The organism is Xylanibacter brevis ATCC 19188, from assembly GCF_000621725.1.
Taxonomy (GTDB): Bacteria; Bacteroidota; Bacteroidia; order Bacteroidales; family Bacteroidaceae; genus Prevotella; species Prevotella brevis.
Window position 1 is genome coordinate 38,838 of sequence record NZ_JHXM01000004.1, and the last position, 22,328, is coordinate 61,165.

10 protein-coding genes, 1 tRNA gene and 3 pseudogenes are annotated in these 22,328 nt (G+C 47.4%); 8 read left to right on the top strand and 6 right to left on the bottom strand.

What is annotated here, in order from left to right:
* Position 1: 1 nt before the first annotated feature.
* Both T433_RS0103090 and T433_RS16125 read right to left on the bottom strand, forming a co-directional pair.
* The gene (locus T433_RS0103090; protein ID WP_027449518.1) at positions 2-1,273 is read right to left on the bottom strand and encodes an MFS transporter; all 1,272 of its coding nucleotides are present in this window, start codon (positions 1,271-1,273) and stop codon (positions 2-4) included.
* A gap of 71 nt (positions 1,274-1,344) precedes the next feature.
* Positions 1,345-5,067 (bottom strand): DUF4922 domain-containing protein, encoded by a 3,723-nt coding sequence (locus T433_RS16125; protein ID WP_081778339.1) that lies wholly within the window; start codon positions 5,065-5,067, stop codon positions 1,345-1,347.
* 82 nt (positions 5,068-5,149) lie between these two features.
* On the opposite strand from T433_RS16125, the gene rlmN reads away from it, so the two are divergent.
* From rlmN to T433_RS0103125, 7 genes and pseudogenes are all read left to right on the top strand, one after another.
* Positions 5,150-6,226 (top strand): dual-specificity RNA methyltransferase RlmN, encoded by a 1,077-nt coding sequence (rlmN, locus tag T433_RS0103100; RefSeq protein ID WP_027454810.1) that lies wholly within the window; start codon positions 5,150-5,152, stop codon positions 6,224-6,226.
* A gap of 21 nt (positions 6,227-6,247) precedes the next feature.
* Complete coding sequence (pdxA, locus tag T433_RS0103105) at positions 6,248-7,342, top strand: 4-hydroxythreonine-4-phosphate dehydrogenase PdxA (protein ID WP_027454811.1); 1,095 nt, start codon at positions 6,248-6,250, stop codon at positions 7,340-7,342.
* 57 nt (positions 7,343-7,399) lie between these two features.
* Positions 7,400-8,593 (top strand): annotated as a pseudogene (locus T433_RS14470) (sigma-54 interaction domain-containing protein); the annotation flags it as partial.
* Positions 8,594-8,686: 93 nt separating this feature from the next.
* Positions 8,687-9,079, top strand: a pseudogene (gene lptE, locus T433_RS16785) (LPS assembly lipoprotein LptE); the annotation flags it as partial.
* A 22-nt stretch (positions 9,080-9,101) separates the two neighbouring features.
* On the top strand, positions 9,102-9,878 hold the full coding sequence (locus tag T433_RS0103115) for a hypothetical protein (RefSeq protein ID WP_027454812.1): 777 nt from the start codon (positions 9,102-9,104) through the stop codon (positions 9,876-9,878).
* A gap of 5 nt (positions 9,879-9,883) precedes the next feature.
* A complete protein-coding gene (gene secG / locus T433_RS0103120; protein WP_027449522.1) occupies positions 9,884-10,267 on the top strand; it encodes a preprotein translocase subunit SecG in 384 nt (127 codons plus the stop codon).
* A 160-nt stretch (positions 10,268-10,427) separates the two neighbouring features.
* Positions 10,428-10,501 (top strand) — tRNA-His (locus tag T433_RS0103125).
* Positions 10,502-10,860: 359 nt separating this feature from the next.
* Here T433_RS0103125 and T433_RS0103130 read toward each other — a convergent pair.
* The gene (locus T433_RS0103130; protein ID WP_027454813.1) at positions 10,861-12,177 is read right to left on the bottom strand and encodes an ATP-binding protein; all 1,317 of its coding nucleotides are present in this window, start codon (positions 12,175-12,177) and stop codon (positions 10,861-10,863) included.
* 570 nt (positions 12,178-12,747) lie between these two features.
* On the opposite strand from T433_RS0103130, the pseudogene T433_RS14475 reads away from it, so the two are divergent.
* Positions 12,748-12,969: pseudogene (locus T433_RS14475) on the top strand (FKBP-type peptidyl-prolyl cis-trans isomerase); the annotation flags it as partial.
* 71 nt (positions 12,970-13,040) lie between these two features.
* Here the strand turns inward: T433_RS14475 and T433_RS0103140 are convergent.
* The 3 genes from T433_RS0103140 to T433_RS0103150 are packed head-to-tail and all read right to left on the bottom strand — an operon-like array spanning position 13,041 to position 22,235.
* The gene (locus T433_RS0103140) at positions 13,041-16,265 is read right to left on the bottom strand and encodes a DEAD/DEAH box helicase family protein (RefSeq protein WP_027454814.1); all 3,225 of its coding nucleotides are present in this window, start codon (positions 16,263-16,265) and stop codon (positions 13,041-13,043) included.
* Positions 16,266-16,268: 3 nt separating this feature from the next.
* Positions 16,269-19,373: a site-specific DNA-methyltransferase gene (locus T433_RS0103145; RefSeq protein WP_211249739.1), complete on the bottom strand. Its 3,105-nt coding sequence runs from the start codon at positions 19,371-19,373 to the stop codon at positions 16,269-16,271.
* 21 nt (positions 19,374-19,394) lie between these two features.
* A complete protein-coding gene (locus T433_RS0103150; protein ID WP_027454816.1) occupies positions 19,395-22,235 on the bottom strand; it encodes an SNF2-related protein in 2,841 nt (946 codons plus the stop codon).
* Positions 22,236-22,328: the final 93 nt, after the last annotated feature.

Sequence of the window (22,328 nt, forward strand, 5' to 3'; positions counted from 1 at the left end):
TTTATTTCTTCTTGCCAAACTCTGGGTCAATCTTCAGGAATGCACAGATGATAAAGGTGGCAGCACAGCAAATCATGGTCCACACGAAGAAGTGTTGATAACCGATGGTCTCTTGCAGCCAACCAGCCATCATGCCTGGCAGCATCATACCCAGTGCCATAAAGCCTGTGCTCATGGCATAGTGGGCTGTTTTGTGCTCGCCCTCAGCAAAATAAATCAAGTAGAGCATATAGGCGGTGAAACCAAAGCCGTAGCCAAACTGCTCAATAAAGACGCAGCCATTAATCAGCATCAGGTCTTGGGGCTGGGCATAGCTCAGATAGACGTAAACCAGGTCTGGCAGCGTGATGGCACAGACCATAGGCCACAGCCAGCGTTTCAATCCGCCATGGGCTGCAGCAATACCTCCCAGGATACCACCGATGGTCAGGCCGATGATACCTATAGTGCCATAGACGATACCCACCTGACTGGTGGTCAGGCCGAGTCCGCCATCCTTGACGGGGTCGAGCATAAAGGGGTTGATAATCTTCACCAACTGTGCCTCGGGCAGGCGGTAAAGCAGCATAAAGAGGATGGCCACCAGCGCGTTCTTCTTGGTAAAGAAGGTGCGGAAGGTCTCTACAAACTCCTTCAACACGGTGGAAGGGGTGACGTCTTTAGAGGGCCTGTCGCTGGCGGGTTTGGGGAGTATGAACTGGTGATAGGCTGCTGCCACCAGGAACAGGGCAGACATCACGCCAAAGGTCACCATCCAAGCATAAGAGATATTGTCTGTCTTCTCTTCTAGCCATCCTGCCAGTATCACCAGCAGACCTTGTCCTGCCACTGTGGCAATGCGGTAGAAGGTGCTGCGGATGCCTACATAGAACGACTGCTCGTGGTCGTCGAGGGCATGCATATAGTAGCCATCGGCAGCAATATCATGGGTTGCCGATGTGAACGCTACAAGCCAGAAGGCTGCCAGCGTCAGGCGGAAAAACATCGAGGTGGGCAACGAGAATGCGATGCATGCAAAGCCAATGGCAATGATAAACTGCATGGCTACGGTCCACCAGCGCTTGGTTTTCATCAGGTCAACAAAGGGGCTCCAGAAGGGTTTGATGACCCAAGGCAGATAGAGCCAGCCAGTATAGAGGGCGATGTCGGTATTGGATATGCCTAGTCGCTTGTACATGATGGTTGAGATGGTCATCACTGCCACGTATGGCAGCGCCTCAGCCATGTAGAGCGTTGGTATCCACGCCCAGGGAGTTGTGCGTTTGTTATTCATAGATTATTTATTATTTAGATAAATTACTTCCACGACAGGTTGTATTTTCAGCCTCGGCAACGTTGGTAGGGTTAATATACCTGTTTAATTTCTGCACCTCTATAATAATATAGGAGTATTTCGTCGTATCCATAACCTTTCTCACCCATCACGGCAGCGCCTATCTGACAGAGGCCTACGCCGTGGCCCCAGCCGCGTCCGCTCAGAATGATGCGGTCGTCGTGCTGCTCTACATCGAAGTCAGAGCTATACAGATGGCTCTCGCTGAGTGTACGACGAATCTCGAGTTCCTTGCCGATGATAAACGTGCGCTTAGAGCCTACAATCTTCAGTCGCCAGATACGACCACTCTTGCCTCTGTCCAGGGGTACCAGGTCGAGGATATCACCCAGGTCCATCTTCAGTTTGCGGTTTACCAACTCGCTGAGTTGCTCGCGCGTGTACTCCACACGCCAGCGATAGAAGTCGGGGGTCTCTTGGTCGTAGTCGTTCAGCACCTGCTGCAGCACGCGCTTGTCTTTGGTATTGCAGAAGGGGTCAACGACAGAGACAAGATAGGGTTTGGGAGTATCTTCCCAACAATACTGGAACTCCTCGGTGCGTCCACCGCAACACTTCGAGAAGCGTGCGTCACACAGTTCGCCGGCATAGACCAGCACCTGTCCGCGCGTCTGGCGGATAGCTTCTGCTACAGCAGGAGAAGAGGCACGCGTGATGCCCTGATAGCGCTGACAGTGGTCGTCGGCACAGACATCAAACAGGGTGTGCTCTTCGCGATCGTGCCAACGCAAGAGCTCGTCGTCTTTCTTGATAAACGAGAAGAAACCTGTGGCATGCTGAGCGTCCTGGCGACGCTGTTTCTGCGACAACAGCCAAGAACGCGAGATGACGGCATGGGCCTTCAGCAACTCGGGCGACGAGGTGGCACTCATCTCGCTCGAGATGACGCTTTCGAGATACTGTTCTACAGGCAGTTCGTTGATAGCCAGCACTTTGTCGCTCTCTACCACCAGTCGCAACGTGCCACGGAAGGTCTGCTGTTCCTGGCGCTCCCAATGGAAGCCAACGCCGATGGTGACATCGTTGAGCGAGAACGAGGCGGCATCGTCTTGAGGCAGGAAGCGCAACTCACGATACTGCTGACCACGCCACAACAGGCCGCCCTCAGAGATGCTCACCTCCTGAGGACCTGTCAGCGTCTCGCCCTTGGCCGTATACGAGCCATTGAGCTGGAATTCGAGCTTCTCACCACTAACAATACCCACGGTGACAGAGGGTTCGCCATCAGCAGCAATAGACTTGATCCACTGTGCAGCAGCAGAATCGGACTTAGGGGTCAAGAAACGCTGCTTCAGTCGTTCAACCAACGTCTGCAGAGCTTCGTCAGAGATGGCACACTCGCGTAAGATGGCAAAGGCGCTATCGGCATCAATGCGCTCGAAGTCCTCGCGGCGTGGGGTGATAATCAGGCCTGCCATATCCAGGGCACCAGGACTAATCATCATCTGCTCGTCATCGGCTTTGAAGTAGCAGTCGGGGCGATGCTTCTGGCGTGGGAATACCACTACGATATAGTTCTCGTCTTGCTTCCACGACACGATGTTCATCATGGGCTCTGTCTCGCCATCGACCAGGGGCATCACGTCGTGAAGTCTCATAAAGAGGCGCTCTGCGCTGCGGCGCTTAGGCGAACGGATGGCCAGTGCCGGACAGGGATAATCTTCTACCACATAGATACCTGTGTCTTCGTCTTTCTGTACCACGGTGACCAGGTTGCGCGACAATCGCTGCCACTCTTTCTGCAAGGGCAATACGCCTGTGCTGCCAGCCTGCAGATGGGCATGATCGGGTGCCGATGCGCCACAACGCGGACCATTATAGAAGACTGTCAGCTCTGGGTATTTGTCCAACAGCTGCATCATCTCGCCAAACATAGGGCGGATTTGCTGCGGACGATGACGGCGAACGGGTATCGTGAAGTGCATGGGGAGTATGGGGAATGGGTTGACCAGCAACTCGTAGTTGCCGTCCAGCGTCTTCATCATCTGTTCCTGCGGACGATTCTTGGCACAAAGGAAACAGGGGCGCTCGGCCAATGCCTTCTTTGAGATATTAGCGCCTGTGGAGCCGATGCGGGCAGGATTATATTGCACTTTCAGGTCAAAGGTGGCCTGGTCGGCATTCTGTGGTGCCAGCTCGCGAACCTCCACATGTTCAAGTTCGCGATAGCGACGGCGGGTGTCGGGCCACACCTTCATCTGGCGGAAGAAGAATCGGTCTATAGCGCTGTCGCACAGATCATGGTTTCCTGCATTCATGCGCTGACGTGCCTGTATCTCCAGGGTGCGAAGACGGTCCTTGTACAGGTTGTTGGCATTGATGCGGTCTATGCTGAGAGCGGCATCGCTATTGCCACCCCATCGGCGACACAGATAGAGCTCGTCGTAGATGCGGCCAATGCGATAGCAGCGCGAGAACATCAGACCCATGGCGTAGTCTTCGCCATAGCTGGTGTTGGGCAACTGGAACTGGCGCAGCAGGGGTGTGAAGAAGGCACGCGGAGCACCAAGTCCGTTGATACGCAAGGCGTTGTTGGGACCATTCTCCTCGGTCCACTCCTTGTGGGCGATGAGTCCTGGGGGCAGGGTATTCAGGTCGAAATCGCACATGCGATAGGAGCCTACCACCATGGCAGCCTTCTGTTCGCGGAAGGCATTGACAATGGTCTGCAGAGTCTTTGGCGAGCTATAGAGGTCGTCCGAGTCCAGCTGTACGGCAAAGCGTCCGCAATGGGTATCGTTCACGGCCAAGTTCCAGCAGCCTCCGATACCGAGATCGGTTCTTTCGGGTGTTAAAACGATAAGTTTTCCGGCAGCAAACGATTGGTTTACTTCCTTTAAAAGGGCACTTGTGTTATCGGTAGAATGATTATCCACCACGATGACATTATACTTAAAGGAAGTCTCCTGGCTCATGGCGCTCTTCACCGCATCCACAATGGTCTTCTCGCGGTTAAACACAGGGATAATCACAGAGGCCTCCACGGCAAAGTTCTGCTCGTCGTAATCCACGTCGATTACCTCGGAAGGGTCAACCAGGGCATTGATGGCTTTCAGATGCTCGGTGGCCACCTGCTCCATCTCTATCTGCACATCGCGGTTAGCGGGGTTCACATAGTCAAACTGTTTCACCCCTGAGGCACGGTTATCGTACTCTACCTCGGTATAGAGCAACTCGTTCAGGTGCAAAAGGGCACCCTGTCGGCTCAGGTAGAGGCGCAACTGATAGAGTCCGCCATATATATACAAGGTATCGGCCTCTTCCTGTGCCCAGCGGCGCATCAAAGAACCACGCAACAACCAGAGTGATCCGAAGTCGAAGTCATCACGGATGGAGCCCAACTGATAGTCGATGGCTGGATGCTTCTCGACAGACTGCTCCCCACCCTCGCCTATCTTTCGCTCCCAGTGGTCGGCATAGACCATCGAAGCCTGACTGTCGTTGGCTGCCTGAGCCATGCGTTCCAAGGCGCCTTCGCCCAAGGACAGAGGTACAGGTTTGGTCAACAAGACGACATAGTCGGATAAAGACAGCTGTGCCACCTGCTTTAGGGTCTCCGTAGAGGTCACGTCCTTGACCACCAGCGTGGTACATTCCTCGGGAATGACATCAAGAGGTTTGTTGACAAGCAGGCAAATATTGCGCACCAACACGCTGGCACGCAGTTGCTCCAGCACGGGAGCCACGTCTTGTATATCATTACAAGGCATGAAAAAATCAATCGTCCCTTTCATCGTTTTAGAATTTTATGTGCAAAAGTAATCATTTTCAACGAAATTGACGAAACATATCGAAAAAATTACGTACCTTTGCAGCATGAACAATAGAAAAAAAGTGCTCATGGGCCTTTCTGTTTCACAACTGAAAGAGTTGGTGAAGCAACTTGGCATGCCAGCCTTCACAGGCGGACAGATTGCTAAGTGGCTATATGATAAGCACGTGAAGAGCATCGACGAGATGACAAACCTCTCGAAAGCCAACCGCGAACGACTGGCCGAGGATTTCTGCGTTGGAGCCATGGAGCCCCTGCACTGCCAGCGCTCGGTGGATGGCACCGTGAAATACTTGTTTCCTGTGAGGTGTTCGGAATTTGCTGACAGCGCTGAGAATGGCGACAACAAGGCGCAGAAATTCGTTGAAACGGTATTCATACCCGATGGCGACAGAGGTACGCTGTGCGTGTCTAGTCAGGTGGGATGCAAGATGAACTGCTTGTTCTGTCAGACAGGCAAGCAGGGTTTCGAGGGCAGCCTGACTGCTGCCGACATTCTGAACCAGATCTATTCGCTGCCGGAACGAGAACTGCTCACCAATATCGTATTTATGGGACAGGGAGAACCGATGGACAATCTGGACAGTGTGCTTCAGGTCACCAACCTGCTGACCTCGCCAGATGGATATGCCTGGAGCCCGAAACGCATCACGGTGAGCTCCGTAGGCGTGAAGAGCAAGCTGAAGCGCTTCCTCGACGAGAGCGAATGCCACGTGGCTATCTCTATGCACTCACCACTGCACGAACAGCGTCTCAGTCTGATGCCGGCAGAAAAGGCAATGCCTATCGCCGAGACGGTGGAGCTACTGAAGCAGTATGACTTCACCCACCAACGCCGTTGTTCGTTTGAATACATCTGTTTTGGCGGACTCAACGATTCGCTGACGCATGCCAAGGAGATTATCAAGCTGGTCGAGGGGCTGGAGTGTCGCGTCAACCTGATTCGTTTTCACGAGATTCCAGATGTGGACCTGCCCAGTGCCAACGAGGCTCGCATGGAACAACTGCGCGACTACCTCACCCAGCACGGTGTATTTACCACCATCCGAGCCAGTCGTGGACAAGACATCTTTGCAGCATGCGGCCTGCTGAGCACGGCACAGAAGTCACAACAATCCTGATAATACTATCAATAACTAAATATGGAAGAAAAGAAAATCAGGGTAGCTATTACCCACGGAGATACCAACGGCGTAGGTTACGAAGTCATTCTCAAAGCCTTCGAAGACCCCGCAATGTTGGAACTATGCACACCCATCATCTATGGCTCGCCCAAACTGGCTGAATACTATGGTAAGATGTTAGAGGCAATGCCACGCTTCAACGTCATCAAAAATGCCAGCGAGGCACGTGACGGACAGCTGAACTTGCTGGATGTTATCAAAGGTGAAGTAAAAGTGGACCTGGGCACACCAACCCCAGAAGCCGGCGAGGCTGCCAAGGTGGCCATCGACTGCGCCATCGAGGACTACAAGAACGGGGCGTTCGACGTACTGGTCACAGCTCCTGTATTCAAAAACAGCATTGGCGGATTCAATGGGCACACCAGCTATATTGAGCGCCAGATGAACGATGGCAAGAAGGGACTGACCATCCTAATGAACGACGGACTTCGCGTTGCATTGGTCACCAACCATGTGGCAATCAAAGACGTGGCTGAGTCTATCACCAAACAAAAGATTGTGGAGAAGACAATCCTCTTCCACGAGTCGCTGCGCCGCGACCTGCGCATTGCAAATCCACGTATTGCCATCCTGGCTCTGAACCCTCGCTGTGGCGAGGATGGTGCGCTGGGCGACGAGGAGCAGGAGATTATCGTACCCGCTGTAGAGGAACTGGCCGAGAAGAGCATCCAGGCCTTTGGTCCCTACGCTGCCGACGACTTCTTCGGACACGGCAGCTACAGTTACTTCGATGGTGTGCTGGCCATGTATCACGATCAGGGACAGACTCCTTTCAAGACCCTAACCCCAGAGAACGGCGTGCGCTTCACCACCGGACTCGACATGGTTCGCACGGCACCTGCACATGGTGCCTACTTCAATCTGGCCGGACGAAACGAGATGGACGCACAGTCTATGCGCAACGCCATCTATGCGGCACTCGACATCTATCGCAATCGCCACAACTACGACGAGCCTCTGGCCAACCCGCTGCCAAAGCTCTACCACGAGAAGCGAGACGAGAGCGAGAAAGTGCGTTTCCGCTCACAGCCTAAGAAAGAGCAAAATCAGTAATTTTTCTGCCAGAATTGCAGTATTCTCAGAAAAAATATGTAATTTTGTCAGCCAATTATGAAGAGTACAGAACTACAAAGCATCAAACAGAGGTACAACATCGTGGGCAACTGCGAGGCGTTGAACCATGTACTTGACGTCGCCCTACAGGTGGCGCCAACTGATTTGAGCGTACTCATCGTAGGCGAGAGCGGTGTGGGTAAAGAGATTATCCCACGCGTTATTCACGACAATTCTCCTCGCAAACGCGAGAAATACTTCGCCATCAACTGTGGTTCTATTCCCGAGGGCACCATCGACTCTGAGCTTTTCGGCCACATCAAGGGTTCGTTCACGGGTGCTATCAACGACTCACCTGGCTACTTTGGCGTGGCCAACAAGGGCACATTGTTCCTTGACGAGGTGGGCGAACTGCCCTTGGCCACCCAGGCCCGCTTGCTGCGTGTGCTGGAGACTGGCGAATACATTCCCGTTGGTGCTACCGAGGTGCGCAAGACTGATGTACGCATCGTAGCTGCCACCAACGTGAACATCCGTCAGGCCATCAGCGAAGGTCGCTTCCGCGAAGACCTCTATTATCGTCTTAACTCCATCCCCATACAGATGCCTCCTCTGCGCGAACGCGGAGAAGACATCGTGCTGCTGTTCCGTCTCTTTGCCATGCAGATGGCAGACAAATACAAGATGGAACGTATTCAGTTGACCGACGAGGCCAAACAGATGCTGACACGCTACAAATGGCCGGGAAACGTGCGCCAACTGAAGAACATCACAGAGCAGATTTCCATTCTCAGCCCCAACCGACTGATCACACCCGAGATTCTGTCGCAGTTCATACCGCAGGATCGCGAGAGCACGCAATTGGCGGTGGTCAACAAAGGTAGCGACCACTCGTTCGAGAACGAGCGCGAGATTCTTTATAAGATCCTCTTCGAGTTGCGTGGCAACGTCAACGACATGCGCCGCGAGATGAGCCAGCTGAAGAAGCAGATGGAAGACGTGAAGACGGCCCCCACTCAGGCCATCAACCCCATTCAGACCATCAATCCCATCACTCCTATTCTTGAAGAGGCCGAGGCCGAGGAATACATTGACCCACAGCCTGAACAAGAGAACCTGAACCTCAGCGAGATGGGACGTCAGATGCTGGAGAAGGCACTGGAACGCAACGGAGGCAATCGCAAGAAAGCTGCACAGGAACTGGGCATCAGCGACCGCACGCTTTATCGTCGTCTGAAGCAGTTCGGCATGGCTGTTCTCACTTGTCTCATCCTGATGTCATGCTCGGTGAGCTATAAGTTCAACGGCGCCAGCATCGACTACAACAAGACAAAGACCATCACACTGGCCGATTTCCCCATTCGTTCTAACTATGTGTGGGGACCTATGGCCAACATTTTCAATAATCAACTGAAAGACCAGTTCGCCAATCACACCAAGCTGATGCAGGTGAAACGCAATGGCGACCTAAAGATTGATGGTGAGATCACACGCTATGAACAGCGCAACAAGTCTGTAAGCAGCGAGGGCTACTCGGCACAGACGGAGCTGTCGATGACTGTCAACGTACGTTTCACCAACAACAAGAATCATGCTGAAGACTTCGAACGCCAGTTCACCTCTACAGCAACCTACGAAACGACCCAGTCACTCAACGCCGTGCAAGAAGAGTTGGTCACCCAGATGGTGAAAGATATCTGCGACCAGATCTTCAATGCCACAGTAGCCAACTGGTAAGCCATTAATCAACATCGAAATCATGGAAATAGCAGAGCTCATCAAACACCCTGAACGCCTGGATCGCGACACTCTCTACGAGTTGCGCTCCATGCTCGCGCTCTATCCCTATTTCCAGACCGCACGACTGCTCATGCTGCAGAATCTCTATCTGCTGCATGATCCCTCGTTCGATACAGAACTGCGTCGGGCAGCCATCTATATCACCGACCGACGCGTGCTTTTCCAGATGATAGAGGCAGCCCACTACCAGCTGCGTAAAAACAGCGAGACAGCTACCACGTCGAAAGCTACCATGGACGAGGCGTCTGCCGACACCTCTACCCGCACACTGTCGCTCATTGACAACTTCCTGGATTCTATCCCCAAGGAGAACGAACCCGAAACTGACAAAAAGAAGGCAAAACGCAAGCCTACGCCCGCTGATGCCGCTGTCGATTACGTGGCTTATCTCCTTGAATGCGAGGACTATCAGGAAGAAGACTCTGTGCCAAGACTCAAAGGACAGAGCCTCATCGACTCATTCATAAATAATGACACGGGCAAAATTGTTCTCCCAGAGACCCCTACCCTAAGACCGGAACTCGAAGAAGACAGCACCGAAGAAGGAAAAGCTGCAGGTGAAGACTATTTCACAGAAACTTTAGCTCGAATTTATATCAAACAAGGAAATTATTCCAAAGCTTTAGAAATAATTCAGCGATTAAGTTTGGATTATCCGAAAAAAAATGCTTACTTTGCAGACCAAATTCGTTTCTTAGAGAAATTGATTATAAATAATAATAAAAATAAAAAGTAAAAAAGATGTACACATTATTCATTATCCTCATCGTAATCGCAGCTTTGCTCATGGTTGGCATTGTGCTGATTCAAGAGTCAAAAGGTGGTGGTTTGGCATCAAACTTCGCATCTTACAACCAGATTGGTGGTGTTCGTAAGACCACTGATTTCATTGAGAAAGCCACATGGGGCCTTGCAGCCTTCATGGTTGTTGTAAGCATTGCTTGCGCGTATGTTCTCCCCACAGCTCAAAACGAAGCTCCTGCCGTGCTCAATGGCATTGAGTCTCCTGAGGCTAATCCCAACAATGTTCCCGCTTTCGGAGCTAGTCCTGCACAGCAGGAAGAGGCAGCCGCACCTGCAGAAGAGGCCGCTCCTGCACAGGCTGATGAGCAGAAAGCAGAGTAATCTTCATTTATTTGAAGTTTTTTCGAAAAAAGTCGCCATTTTATTTGGCAATATCAAATAAAAGACGTACCTTTGCACCCGCAAAACCAACAGCAGAGCAGCTGAGACAATAAGTTCGCTTATACAGTTGAAAGCAAGCTCTCAAACAAAAGACAACATGGTGCCCGTAGTTCAGTTGGTTAGAGCGTCAGATTGTGGTTCTGAATGTCGTGGGTTCGAGTCCCACCGGGCACCCTCCAAGAAAGCTCCTGTAAGTCCATCTTACAGGAGTTTTTTTATTGCTACTCCCAATATTGATTTCACCTTCTCAAATGAAAGGAGCATAGGAATATTTTATTTGATTATTTTTCTACTTTTGCATCAGATTTGAAACAACATACCAGAACTTCATTAGGTATTCCAGCAAAGAGTCCTATTTGGATCTTTCAGACACATTCCTTTAAAATGGAGGGAATAGGCATTCTCAAGCGAAGAGGATGTTTCTAAATTTGAAATTATGTAAAGAGGTTCTTCGGGCACTAGCATAAAGCTGTGTAGCGCGATTTTGATAATCCCATTGTCATTAATATCTTAGGTTTTTAGTTATATCATTTTTACATATCCTCCTTAGTGAGTAAGCCGATGTGAATGGTCATCTTGCGTAGTTCCGGGGTCTGGGCTACCATCGTGTCAACTTTCTCCTTGAAGGAGGCCTCGTCGTAACGGCTCACGTCTTTCTTCAATTCATATACCCATGCTTCTTTCCCTATGGGGTCAACCACCACAAGGTCTACCTCGTTGAAGCCTTTTCTGTCCCACCATTTGCCGACGATGTACCGTCCTTCCTCCTGGAACTTACGGACAAAGTAACGCTCCATCATCAGCCCTGACAGACCATCATAGTCGCGCTTGATGATGTCACCAAGAGCTTTCAGTGCCTTATTTTCCACCAAAGCCTGATACTTGAAAAAGAAGCGGAACCAAAATATCAGGAAGCAGTCATCCAACTGATAGCGCAACTTCTTGCTGCTCTCTTTGGCAAAGATGGGCTGGTACTTGCTAATCAGTCCATAATAATCCTCCAGGCGTGACAGATAGCTGCTGATATTTTCGATACCCAGTTCGTTCTTGATTTCCGCACTAGTCTTCATACCACTGGCAATGCAAGTCAGGATAGAGAAATAGATAACATAGTCGGTTCCAAACTCCTCTATCAGAATGTTTTTACCTTCATTGATAAAGGGAGAATTTTCTTCTGTCAATGCAGCCAGCATCTTGTTCTTACGGGTCTTTCCACGGTCAAGCAGCAGCGTGACATACCAAGCAACGCCACCCGTAATGCTGAACAATGCCAGCAAGTCCTCTGGCGTATATTCGGGGTTAAAGTCGTGTAGGATGTCTTTCAATACATCTGTTTTGAATGGCTGAAGCGTCAGTTTCTCATCGGCACGTCCGAAAAGCGGTTCCTCATAGTCCTCGAAGATTTTCTTCATCAGTGTAAAGACAGATCCGCTGATAATCAGGTTCAAGTGACTCTTCCGTTTCCACAAGTCCCAGTCACGCTGCATATCGCTGAACACCGTCGGGTTTACCTTCTGGAAATTCTGGAACTCATCAATAACCAATGTGAACGCTCTGCTCTCTGAAAGCTTGAGCACGAACTTAAAGATCTCGGCGAAGGAGTTTGCCTGTCCCAAAACCGGCACTCCAAGTTTATTGGTAATCTCGGCAACAAAATCCTGACATAGCAGCGACTCTGCTTTCTTACCAACGAAGAAATAAAGGATGCTTTCATCCCCACATCTTTGCGATAGTTCCGTCTTACCGATACGTCTGCGCCCCATGAGGACAGTCATTCGCGCCTCACGTTTACTTTGATCCAAAACCTCTTTGAGCAGTTGCTGCTCTGACTCTCTATCATAGAACTTCATAACCCGAAATGATAATGGTCATTATAATAATGACGGTTATTATTTTGCAAAGATACAAATTATCCCTGAATATACAAGTAAAATGAAGAAGAAATAAAAAAATATTTTTCTTATTTGATTACTTTATCTACTTTTGCATCAGATTTGAAAAAGGTCTGTCATTTGATGATGATCCGCTTGTGGTTCTTGCCTTGCAAGCGTCCTGCGGCCGAGCGCTGAATGTCGTGGGTTCGATCGAGTCCCACCGGACACCCTCCAAGAGACATCGCTTAAACGATGTCTCTTTTTTTGTGTTTATCATACATACCTCCATTTTAAGTGGGGTACGTACCACCTTTTATGACGTTTTTTACACTTTTCAATAGGTTTTGGAGGCCAAAAACTACACTTTTCAATAAGATTTCAGGCTAAAAAAATACACTTTTCAATCAAAACACCCATAAAAATCACAAACAACCGAACGAACTCGCTACAAACGACCGAACAAAATCACCACAAACAACCGAAAAGTTACCTAAAAATTTGGATAATTCATTATAAATCAGTGACCTATGTGTTTTTATCGAAGCACTCGACGGGAAGCAGTTCGACAGCAGTCGCGACAGTGTGCCGTTGGCCTGCAGGCTCTGTGACCTGATAGAGGGATGGATCATCGCCATGCAACAGATGCACATCGGCGACAAGTGGGAGCTCTACATCCCTGCCGAAATGGGCTATGGCAAATTCTCGCAACCAGGCATCCCCGGCGGCTCTACGCTCATCTTCGAAATCGAGCTGTTAGGCGTAGCTTGACACCCAGGGCATCACTGGCCCTGTACAATCGCCGCCTATGCAGTCTGCTCTTGCAAGGGCGGCGAGTGTTTTTATCCAAACAGCGTCTTTACATACTCCTCGTCACGATCGAAGAGTACGTGATTCTCCAAGAACTTAGGACGTTCGCCCCATAAATGTATTTCTCTATATGGAGTATTAGAGATGATATAGCTATCGAGTGAGATGTCTGGATCATTTAAGGTTGGCTCAACCTCTTCTTTCAAAGTCTTGAAGAGCTGAATCTTGGGATGCTCCAATCCTTGCAGGTTTCGAATACCCTTGGGGTCGATGAATATGACTCGTTGCTTCTGTCCCTCGTTTACCCAAAGGATAAAATCTGGATAGAAGCCGCTGGCCTCAAAGAAGCCAATGCCTTTGCGGCTCTCGTTGCGCAGCAGATAGATCTCCTTGCCTTTCAGCAAATCATCCTTATGCATATCGTAATAGTCACGGATATAATTTACAAACCCTCTCTCACCAGAATTAAGCGCTACAGGTGATATCTTCACCAATGGCTCGTTAGTATCTTGGTCAACCATTACCTTTCTACCACTTGCATCTTTTTCGTTTAAACACAAGATGGGATAAAACAGATGCTGGTCAAAACGCATTGCCAGCCAATGTCCATTGATCTGATAGTCTCGTTCCAGATTGCCCGAGATAATCTGCTCGCGCAGTTCCATCAGCTTGTCAATCCATTCCTGTTGGTCGTTACGAACCTCCACAGTATATTCATCAAAGAAGTTGGGGTCGTTTTGGTCGATATAGACCGTTTCCATGTATTTCGACTCCCACTTGCCTTTACTCCGCTTATAGGCTCTTTCGATATAGCCACGCAGTAGCGCAATAGTGATTTCCTCCCAACGTGCCACGTCGCGGCCAAAGTCATGAAACTCCAAGTCAGCATCCTGTATGGTCAGTTCATACCAATCTGGTATGAGCATTAAGTTGTGCAACACCTCTACGCTAATCTCCATATTGTACCAGCTGCGCTCGTTCTTCATCTGCTCGATGGCAAAGAAGATACGGTTCCAATTCAGCAAATTCAGATGCTTTGGATACAACTTTCTCTCAGTCATTTCTGCTGCTGTATCCACACCTGCCCGTTGACTCCAAATGGCATCAACCTTAGGCGTCCAGTCCACTTTTACCTTCATACCTTTCATCATGTCTTCAGGCTTCACTGTCACCATCTTCTTGAAGTCGTAGCCTTTCTTTAGGCGAACAATCTTCAGGCGCTTTTCACCCAATAGGTTAACTGTTGGAATCTGTATAGGCGTATAGGTCTCTTCATTGTGTGGCAATCCTTCATCCTCCAGATATTTGCGGAAGGTATCCATATAGTCGGCTCTCACACCAAAGATATTCAGCGTTTCAATTTCACGCAAACCTTTCGGAATTGGCCCTGGATTATAGCTTGTATCAAGCGCGCTACTGCGCTTCAGCGAATATTTAAATCCCTTCAGACGTACACCACGGCCAAACAATTGGATAATCTCTGAACCTTCACTGCGACCTACGTTCATCAGTCCCATAGCAGATACACGCCAGCTACTCCAACCTTCGCTGAATTTCTTCGAACCTATCAGGATATTGATGGTTGAATCATCGTTATTTATCTGCGTAAACAGCGATGATGTACCAAACTCCTTAGTCTCACAGTCCAAGCCGTTAGCCTCGCAAAGCTTCACCAATGAGTCACTATCGCCAATATTAATAACGCCAAAATAATCAGCGTTGCCAATACGCAGACCTATCTCCTTGTCGCCACCCTTTTGTTTATCGATATGCAGATGCGCTCCAGCTACCGTACTATGGAATAGTTTTTCTATCAGCTGCTCGTAGGTCTTACGTGCGAAAGCATCTTCCTCGCCCAATTTTAGCCCATCTTTTATCTTCATAAAACTATTGGCAAAGAGAGAATAGCCACGAGGATTCTTGATGCCATCTTCAGGATTCAGCAGACGTTTGATATAGCCGATAAACTCTTGTGGATTATCGATAAAGGCTTGAAGAAAATGAAGAATCCAGATAACATCTGATACTGTTTTCTTGTCATCTTCAGATAAGCTTGTTTTCTTTTTACCATTTGATGCTATTACACTGTGTCCAACAAAAACACCAAGTGGACGTGCGATCAAGAAGTGATTCTTTACCAATGATGTTGACTCATACACCAGCGTCTGCTCGTATAGACACAACAGATAAGCCGTCAGATACATATTCAACAATTCCTCATTGTCCCACGAAGGCATATTCATGATGCGATAGTCCTTGCCGTAGCCATCATTATAGAAATAGCGGTAGCTGTAATCAAACAGTGTGGCCTTGCCATATTCCTTCAGCAGCGCATCCCTGCTGGCTCCTGACTGAGCAGCAATGGCTTGTCCAAATGTGGCAGAATACTCAAAAGAAAAGCCTTCTTCAGTCAATGTGCTGCGATAATTCATCCATTTATCTCCACTAGCACCTCGATGTCCTTCATCTACCAACACGAGATTATTGCCCTCGAAACTCTCTACAGCAACAGTCTTATCTCCATCTGTATCGGCCAGTTTGTTGATGTCGATCACTTCTATAGTTTTACCAGCGAAAGCACCTCCTCGTCCTTGTTTAGAGAAAAGTTCTGCGCTGAAATTTGACAAGTACAGCTCCTGTAAGTGCTGACTCGACAGACCTTCATTAGGCGTTAGTATCAGGATGCGATTAAGTGGCTTAGCATGATATTTCTCTGCATAATGCAGATACTGCTTGATATTGACGTGCATCATCAGCGTCTTTCCAGAGCCTGTGGCACACCAATAGGCCAATTTATTCATATCATCCTCCTTGAAGTCATCCATTCCGTGCCAGGTCTCTGCACGGAAATTGAAATCATCATTCAGGAAGGTGTTGATGTCCTGTCGCAATTGCTCTCGGTTCGCAAAGTATCGATCCAAATAAACCTCCGTAAACAGCAGTGCCAGATACTGATAATACTTCCACTGTATCTTCTCTGGTCGCTTTTCGTTTATTTCGCTGGTATGGCGCACAATATTTTGGTCGTACTCAAACAATTTCTCCTGTGGTATGTGCAGGTCGTACTGATGCTGCTTCAACATATAATACAATCGTGAAACGCCCTCATCGTCCACACCCTCAAGTGCAGGGTCTTTCAGGTCTCGGCTCAGCGCCTCCAGGTCTTTGCATCCCAAGAGACTCAGAATATATTTGTGCAGCACCAGTGCCTCTTGCAATCGTGCTGGCTGAGTATTTTGTCTTCTTCCTCTTGGCATAGCTTAATTCTCTTCAAACATACGTTTTGCGAATTCCTCTTCTGTCAGCACCACTTTCCAGTGCTCTTCGTCTCTGCGCAGGTTTGGCAGGGTATTGTCACCATTCACATAAATCACATCAAAATCGCTGGTCAATGTTCTGAAATCCATCTTGTCAAAGAACATACAGAGCTGGTCGTTGCTTACTTCCTTACAGTTACGCCAAATGACCAGTGTCTTCAATCCGTCGCGATGAGTCTTGCCTTGTACCACGCAGATGTTATCATCCTGATACCAGTCCTCTGTTTCCACGTTCAGGCCAATCAGGTAGTTAAAGGTCTCCACCAAATCTACCTTCGTTTCTACTAGTTCATTGTCCTTAGTGGTTTTCAGCATCATCTTAAATGGATTCTCAAACCATTTCAGATTCAGCAACGAGTCACGAGTTTCTGTATCAAGTAGATAACTGAGCATATAGCTTTCTTGAAAATCTTTTGCCTGTAATTCTAACTGTTGCTTCTTGATTTCAAGATTGTTCAGCGTATCTTCATATTGCTCCAAGCGGATATATTTGAAGCATTGAGAGATGCCATTGCGCGATATGGGTTTGCCATCACGCCAGTCTTGTGAATAAATAGCTCTTTCTGTCCTTGTTCGAATAACAGGATGAAAATAGTTCGCAACATCACATATAATATAACGTCTTATATCATCTTCATTCCTACTCATATCTATAACAGCATGAGCTGTTGTTCCTGACCCTGCAAAGAAATCAAGGATTAAATCAGATGGTTTAGAAGTTATGTAAAGGCTATCTTCTACCGTATATAAACTTTTTGGATAGTCAAAGCCGCTATTGGGAACAATGTCATTTAAAATGTTAGTTCCTTTACTGGAAGCATCATATCTTTCACTTATCCACATTGATTTGGGAGCAGCATATTCATCACCGATATCGTATTGATAAACAGTATATCCAGAACGTGTTTTCTTGACAAAAAGAGTTCCGTCTTCTAATCCTTTTAAACAACTATCATATCCCCATCTCCATCTAAGATATTCTCCATTCTCAGATTTAGGCCATATTACAACAAGGCTATTATTTTTATATTTAGATTCCAGTATCTTTAAATATTCATCATCGAAGTTTTTTGTTTCTTCATCATACAATGGTTTAACATCATCTTTGGAAGGCAAAAATGTTGTATTATCTCCGACATTATAAACAAACGGAAAGAACATATAGGGGCGATCTTCTCTTCTCTTTTCACTACCTGTTCGTTTAAGAGGTAATTCACGAACAGCCTCTCCATCCTTCACCTTTGAGAATTTCTTTTGCATTTCTGTCTCAGAAAGGACGAAATCATAGGTCTCTGCTGTCTCTTTATTTTTTGCATATATGACTGAATAATCATGTGCTTGGGCGATAAAGCCCTGGTCTCTGCCTTTAGGATTTGTAAACAAGGCAATATTAGAAATAGAGTTATCTATTCCAAATACATTGTCCATAAGACAATTTAGATATCTCATTTCGTAATCATCTATGGCAACGGTTATAGTCGTTTTACTGCCCATCAAATTCTTTGCCAATTCTAATCGGCCTTCCATTAATGAAATCCAACTCGAATGTTCGTATCCGTTTTTATATGCAATCTTGCTTGCGTCAGTATTATATGGTGGATCTATATAAATGCTTCTTATGGCTTTTTGATATTTGTTTCTCAATAAATTTAGAGCTTGGAAATTGTCGCTATGTATCAGCAAACCATTCGTCTGCTCATCGATATTCTCCATGCTCTTTACCAACTGGTGCTTGAACTTGGCATCAAAGAAAGCTGTGTCAAGAACAAGGAATTGGTTCTGCTTTAGGAACTCAATGGTAAGAGGTTCACTATATGCCTCTGTCATCATGTCACCCTTAATCTCATCAATCGCAAACAGACGCACCCATTCCTTACGTTGTTCATCGTTGGCAATAATCTCAGGATAAAGCTTCTCAGGCACACGGTCAAGGGTAATACAGTAATCGCTCTGCACTACAAACTTCTTCTTCAGCCACAGTTTCTTCTGGAAGTTCTCCAACTGCGCTAACATCTGAATAATCTTCTGACCTACCTGCTTGATGGCCTTTACAATAGACAACTGATTATTGATGTGCTGAGGATCAAGGTCATCAATATGCAGCACCTCGTTCTTGATATAGAAGTCCAGCTCACGACTGAGGAAACCGCCCAAGTCTTTATGAATGAAGTAGTCAAAAGAATTCTTGGCCGTATAATCCGTCAGGTGCTTCTCCAACAAAGTACGGTTGGGCTCTTTCTGCGTTGGAGCTTTTGTAGTCAGCATTTCCTCATACTCCGCTGGTATCAAGGGCTTAACAGTTTCAAAAGCCTCTGCTCTCAAAGCATCTTGTTTTGTAGCCTTAGGCATCAACTCATAAGTGAAGTAGATGTTCAGTTCCCCATCAGCAGTTACTCCTATCACTTGTTCGCCTTCGTCTTCTGGCTCCCATAATGCAAAGCGACGCTCCATGTTGTTGGCAGCACGATTGTTGTTCTGCTCTGTGCTGGCATCCTTTAGCACAAAGTGTATTTTCTTGCGTGAAGTGGGCAGCACAAAGGTATAGTCGCGAAAATACTCTGAGGTCTTGATATAATATTGGTCGCTATTGGTCCAATGCAGCTTCACCTCCTCACCGTTATAAGGAATAGCGTAGGTATTATCCTTATAGCGACGCTTCGACAAGAAGTCTCCACCATCGTAATAACGAGAGAAGAACGTCACCAAGTGAGAAAACACTTCACCCTCCATATCCTCTGCACTACCACCTTGTGCTAGTTGGGCTTTCAGTTTCTTATACTCTGCAACCATAGGAATGCTTTGTGGAAGAGAGTCGATATCAGTTCCTAACTGCTGCTCAATCTCAGCCATGCGTTGCTTTGTCTGCAGTGCATTGCCACCATCACCTTGCAAAGCCTGCTTCACTTGTGGGAGCAAATCGACCTGTAGGAAGTGGTTAATCTCATCACGTTTCTGATTCATGATACGATAGATGCCAAAATCCAACTCAGCATGATCCATCATGAATATCTCTTGTAGTTTAGCGACAAACTTGTCGTAGTAATTCATTGCCATATCTTGTTTCCTTTATTATTTCACTTTGAATTTAATGACAAACATGTTTTGTGTCTCTGTGGCCTTCACCATTCGCTGCTCCAGTTCTGTTATCATCTTTTTACGCTGTTGACTCACTTCATCCTCTCTATCCTCGAGCTCATTGCGCAGGCGACGACGTTTACGCGTCATCTCATCCACTTTCTTTTGAAGCGATATTTTTTCTGAAACAGATTGAGCTTCTCGTGCTTCTTTTTCTGCAGCAAGAATATTCTTACGAAGGGCTTTGATTTCATCCTCAATACCATCAATCACATCGTGTTCCCAGGCATATATCCGAGTCTCTTCTTGTTGGAAGAATTTGAGGTTTCGTGCATCTATCTCTTTCAGTTTGGCTGTGGAGTGCTGAGCCACATCACCTTGCAGACGTTGCCGTATATCATCAGCGATATTGTCTGATTGCGTTTCTGATCCACCATTCAAGAATAGTTTTTCGCAGTCTTCCTGTGACAGTTGTGTACCATCATTTTGAAAAGCATTGAACAGCAGATATTGCTCGTCAGAAAGAGCTGACACACCCAAGGAAACTAACACCAAATAGCCTTCGCTGCCATTCAAATAGTCAGGCAGGTTGGCATTCATGGGCAAAGCCTGCTGGTCGAAGATGATTTCTGCATTTTCGCTAAGAGATAGTGACAAAGCAGAATTGATGACATGCTGCGCTAAAGGACTACTTAAACGATAAGGAATAGCATCGTCTGTATTCTTCAACATAGCATACTTTCCTGTGCGCTGACCAGCAACGGGAGTACGAAGAACAAAAGTATGTTGCTCGTCATTGAAGACAGCCTCCTTGCTCAACATATATTTGGTGAGTTCCCAGAAGATGTGTTCATAACGATTAAGGAATGTACCTGTGTTGTCTTTCGTCATGCGAAGATGCTCCTGCACATTGATATCAAAGTTCTCAAGCACCTGAGAACGCACTTCCGTCATGCGTTCGTCTATCTGTTGCTGCATTTCACTTTGCAGCTGTTCAAAAGCCTGATTGATTTCCTCTTCGCTACGACATTGTTGGTATATCTCCCAGATACGCGATTCTATATCAAGCGTATCTGCCTGGCCCAGCACTTCGTCGCTGGCACCAAACACATCGTCGAAAAGTTTAAACTTTGAGGAAAGCAGATTGAATACACGCACATCTGCATAGTTACGCATATTCAGGAAATTAACAACAACCACATCATACTTTTGCCCATATCTATGACAACGCCCTATGCGCTGCTCAATGCGCTGCGGGTTCCATGGGAGGTCATAATTAATAACTAAGGAACAGAATTGAAGGTTCAATCCTTCTGCTGCAGCCTCTGTAGCTATCATAATATCTGCCTCATGCTGGAAGTAATCGACAGCTGCGGCTCTGCGGTCGGCAGTCTTGATGCCACTTACTTTGTCAGGATGCTCTAAGCACCACTTCTTGTATATCTCGTTGGTCTGTGGTTCGCTGGCCTTACCATTAAACAGCACAATGCGACCTGCATAACCATGCGACTCTAAATAGTCTTTCAAGAAAGCTTGCGTCTTGGTGGATTCTGTGAAAATGAGTGCTTTGCGTTCAGCACCTTGCTCAGCCAGTTTCTTGAAAGCTTCTTCCAAAGCCTTAGTAAGTGCTTTAGCTTTCGATTCTGTCTTGATGTTCTTGGCTTTTTCGATAAAGTCCGCTACTGTTGCTATCTCAGCTTTCAGCCTCGGGATGTCAATCTCTTCTGCATCAAAGAGATCCTCATCATCCTCTGAAGACAGTTCTTCGTATTCATCTAAGCTCCAATCGCCATCATCTACAAGGTCGTCCACATCAAAGCGTTCCTGCTTTTCGTTCTTCAGGATTCGCTCCAAACGTTCTTTAATATGCTCCAGTGTAAACACCAAAGCATAGGTTGAAGATGCCAGAATTTTGCGAACAATCATTGTGGTAAGCTTACGCTGGGCAGCAGGCACACTATAGATATCCTTACGACGTAGGAAATCGCTAATCTCCTGATAAAGAACCTGTTCCTCGTCCGTTGCCTTGAACTTCTGGGTCAATGGCAGACGATGAGTATAATTGATGTATTCGCGAACATCCTTACGAAGGGTGCGCGTATAGAGTTTTTGTATTCGCTGGCGCAGTTCCTGTAAGTTCTCACCCTTACCATACTGTTTACGGAAAGACTTCTCGCTACCAAACAAACGGTCATCGATAATACTGGTCAGACCATACAATTCCATCAGAGAGTTTTGGAATGGTGTAGCAGTCAGCAAGAGTTTACGAACGCCTGTTAAAGCATCACGTACCTCAGCAGACGTCTTTGCCGAAGAACGATAGACGTTACGCATCTTGTGTGCTTCATCGATGACAGCCAAATCAAAGGCATGAAGCAGAATGTGCTCCTTATGCCTGGCTGCAAAGTTATAGCTACAGATGATGGCTCGCTTGGGACTCAGCGGATTCTTGCCCTCACGCTGATAGGCATTGTAGTTTTTAGTATCGAGTATCTCGCTAGGTATGCCAAACTTATCAAGCAATTCTGCTTCCCATTGCTTTCGCAGGGATGCAGGACAAACAATAACAATCTTACGCTTACCTGTAGCCCAGTACTGACATATCACCAAACCTGCCTCAATAGTCTTTCCAAGTCCCACCTCGTCAGCAAGAACAACACCCTTAGACAACGGACTACTAAACGCAAACAAAGCTGCATCAATTTGGTGAGGATTGATATCAACTGTAGAACTCAACAATGATTGAGACAAAGAGCTCAAATCACCATTAGCTTGTTGTTGCGTGAGAAGCGCCGCATAATAGCGTGCATGATATCGTGTAATGCCTGATGCCACTGTCTGCCATATTGTGCTGCCGGGCTCCTAATGGGCTGCGAAGTAACTATAGTTTTCAGGTCATTACACCATGGAGCATAAAAAACGTGGAGC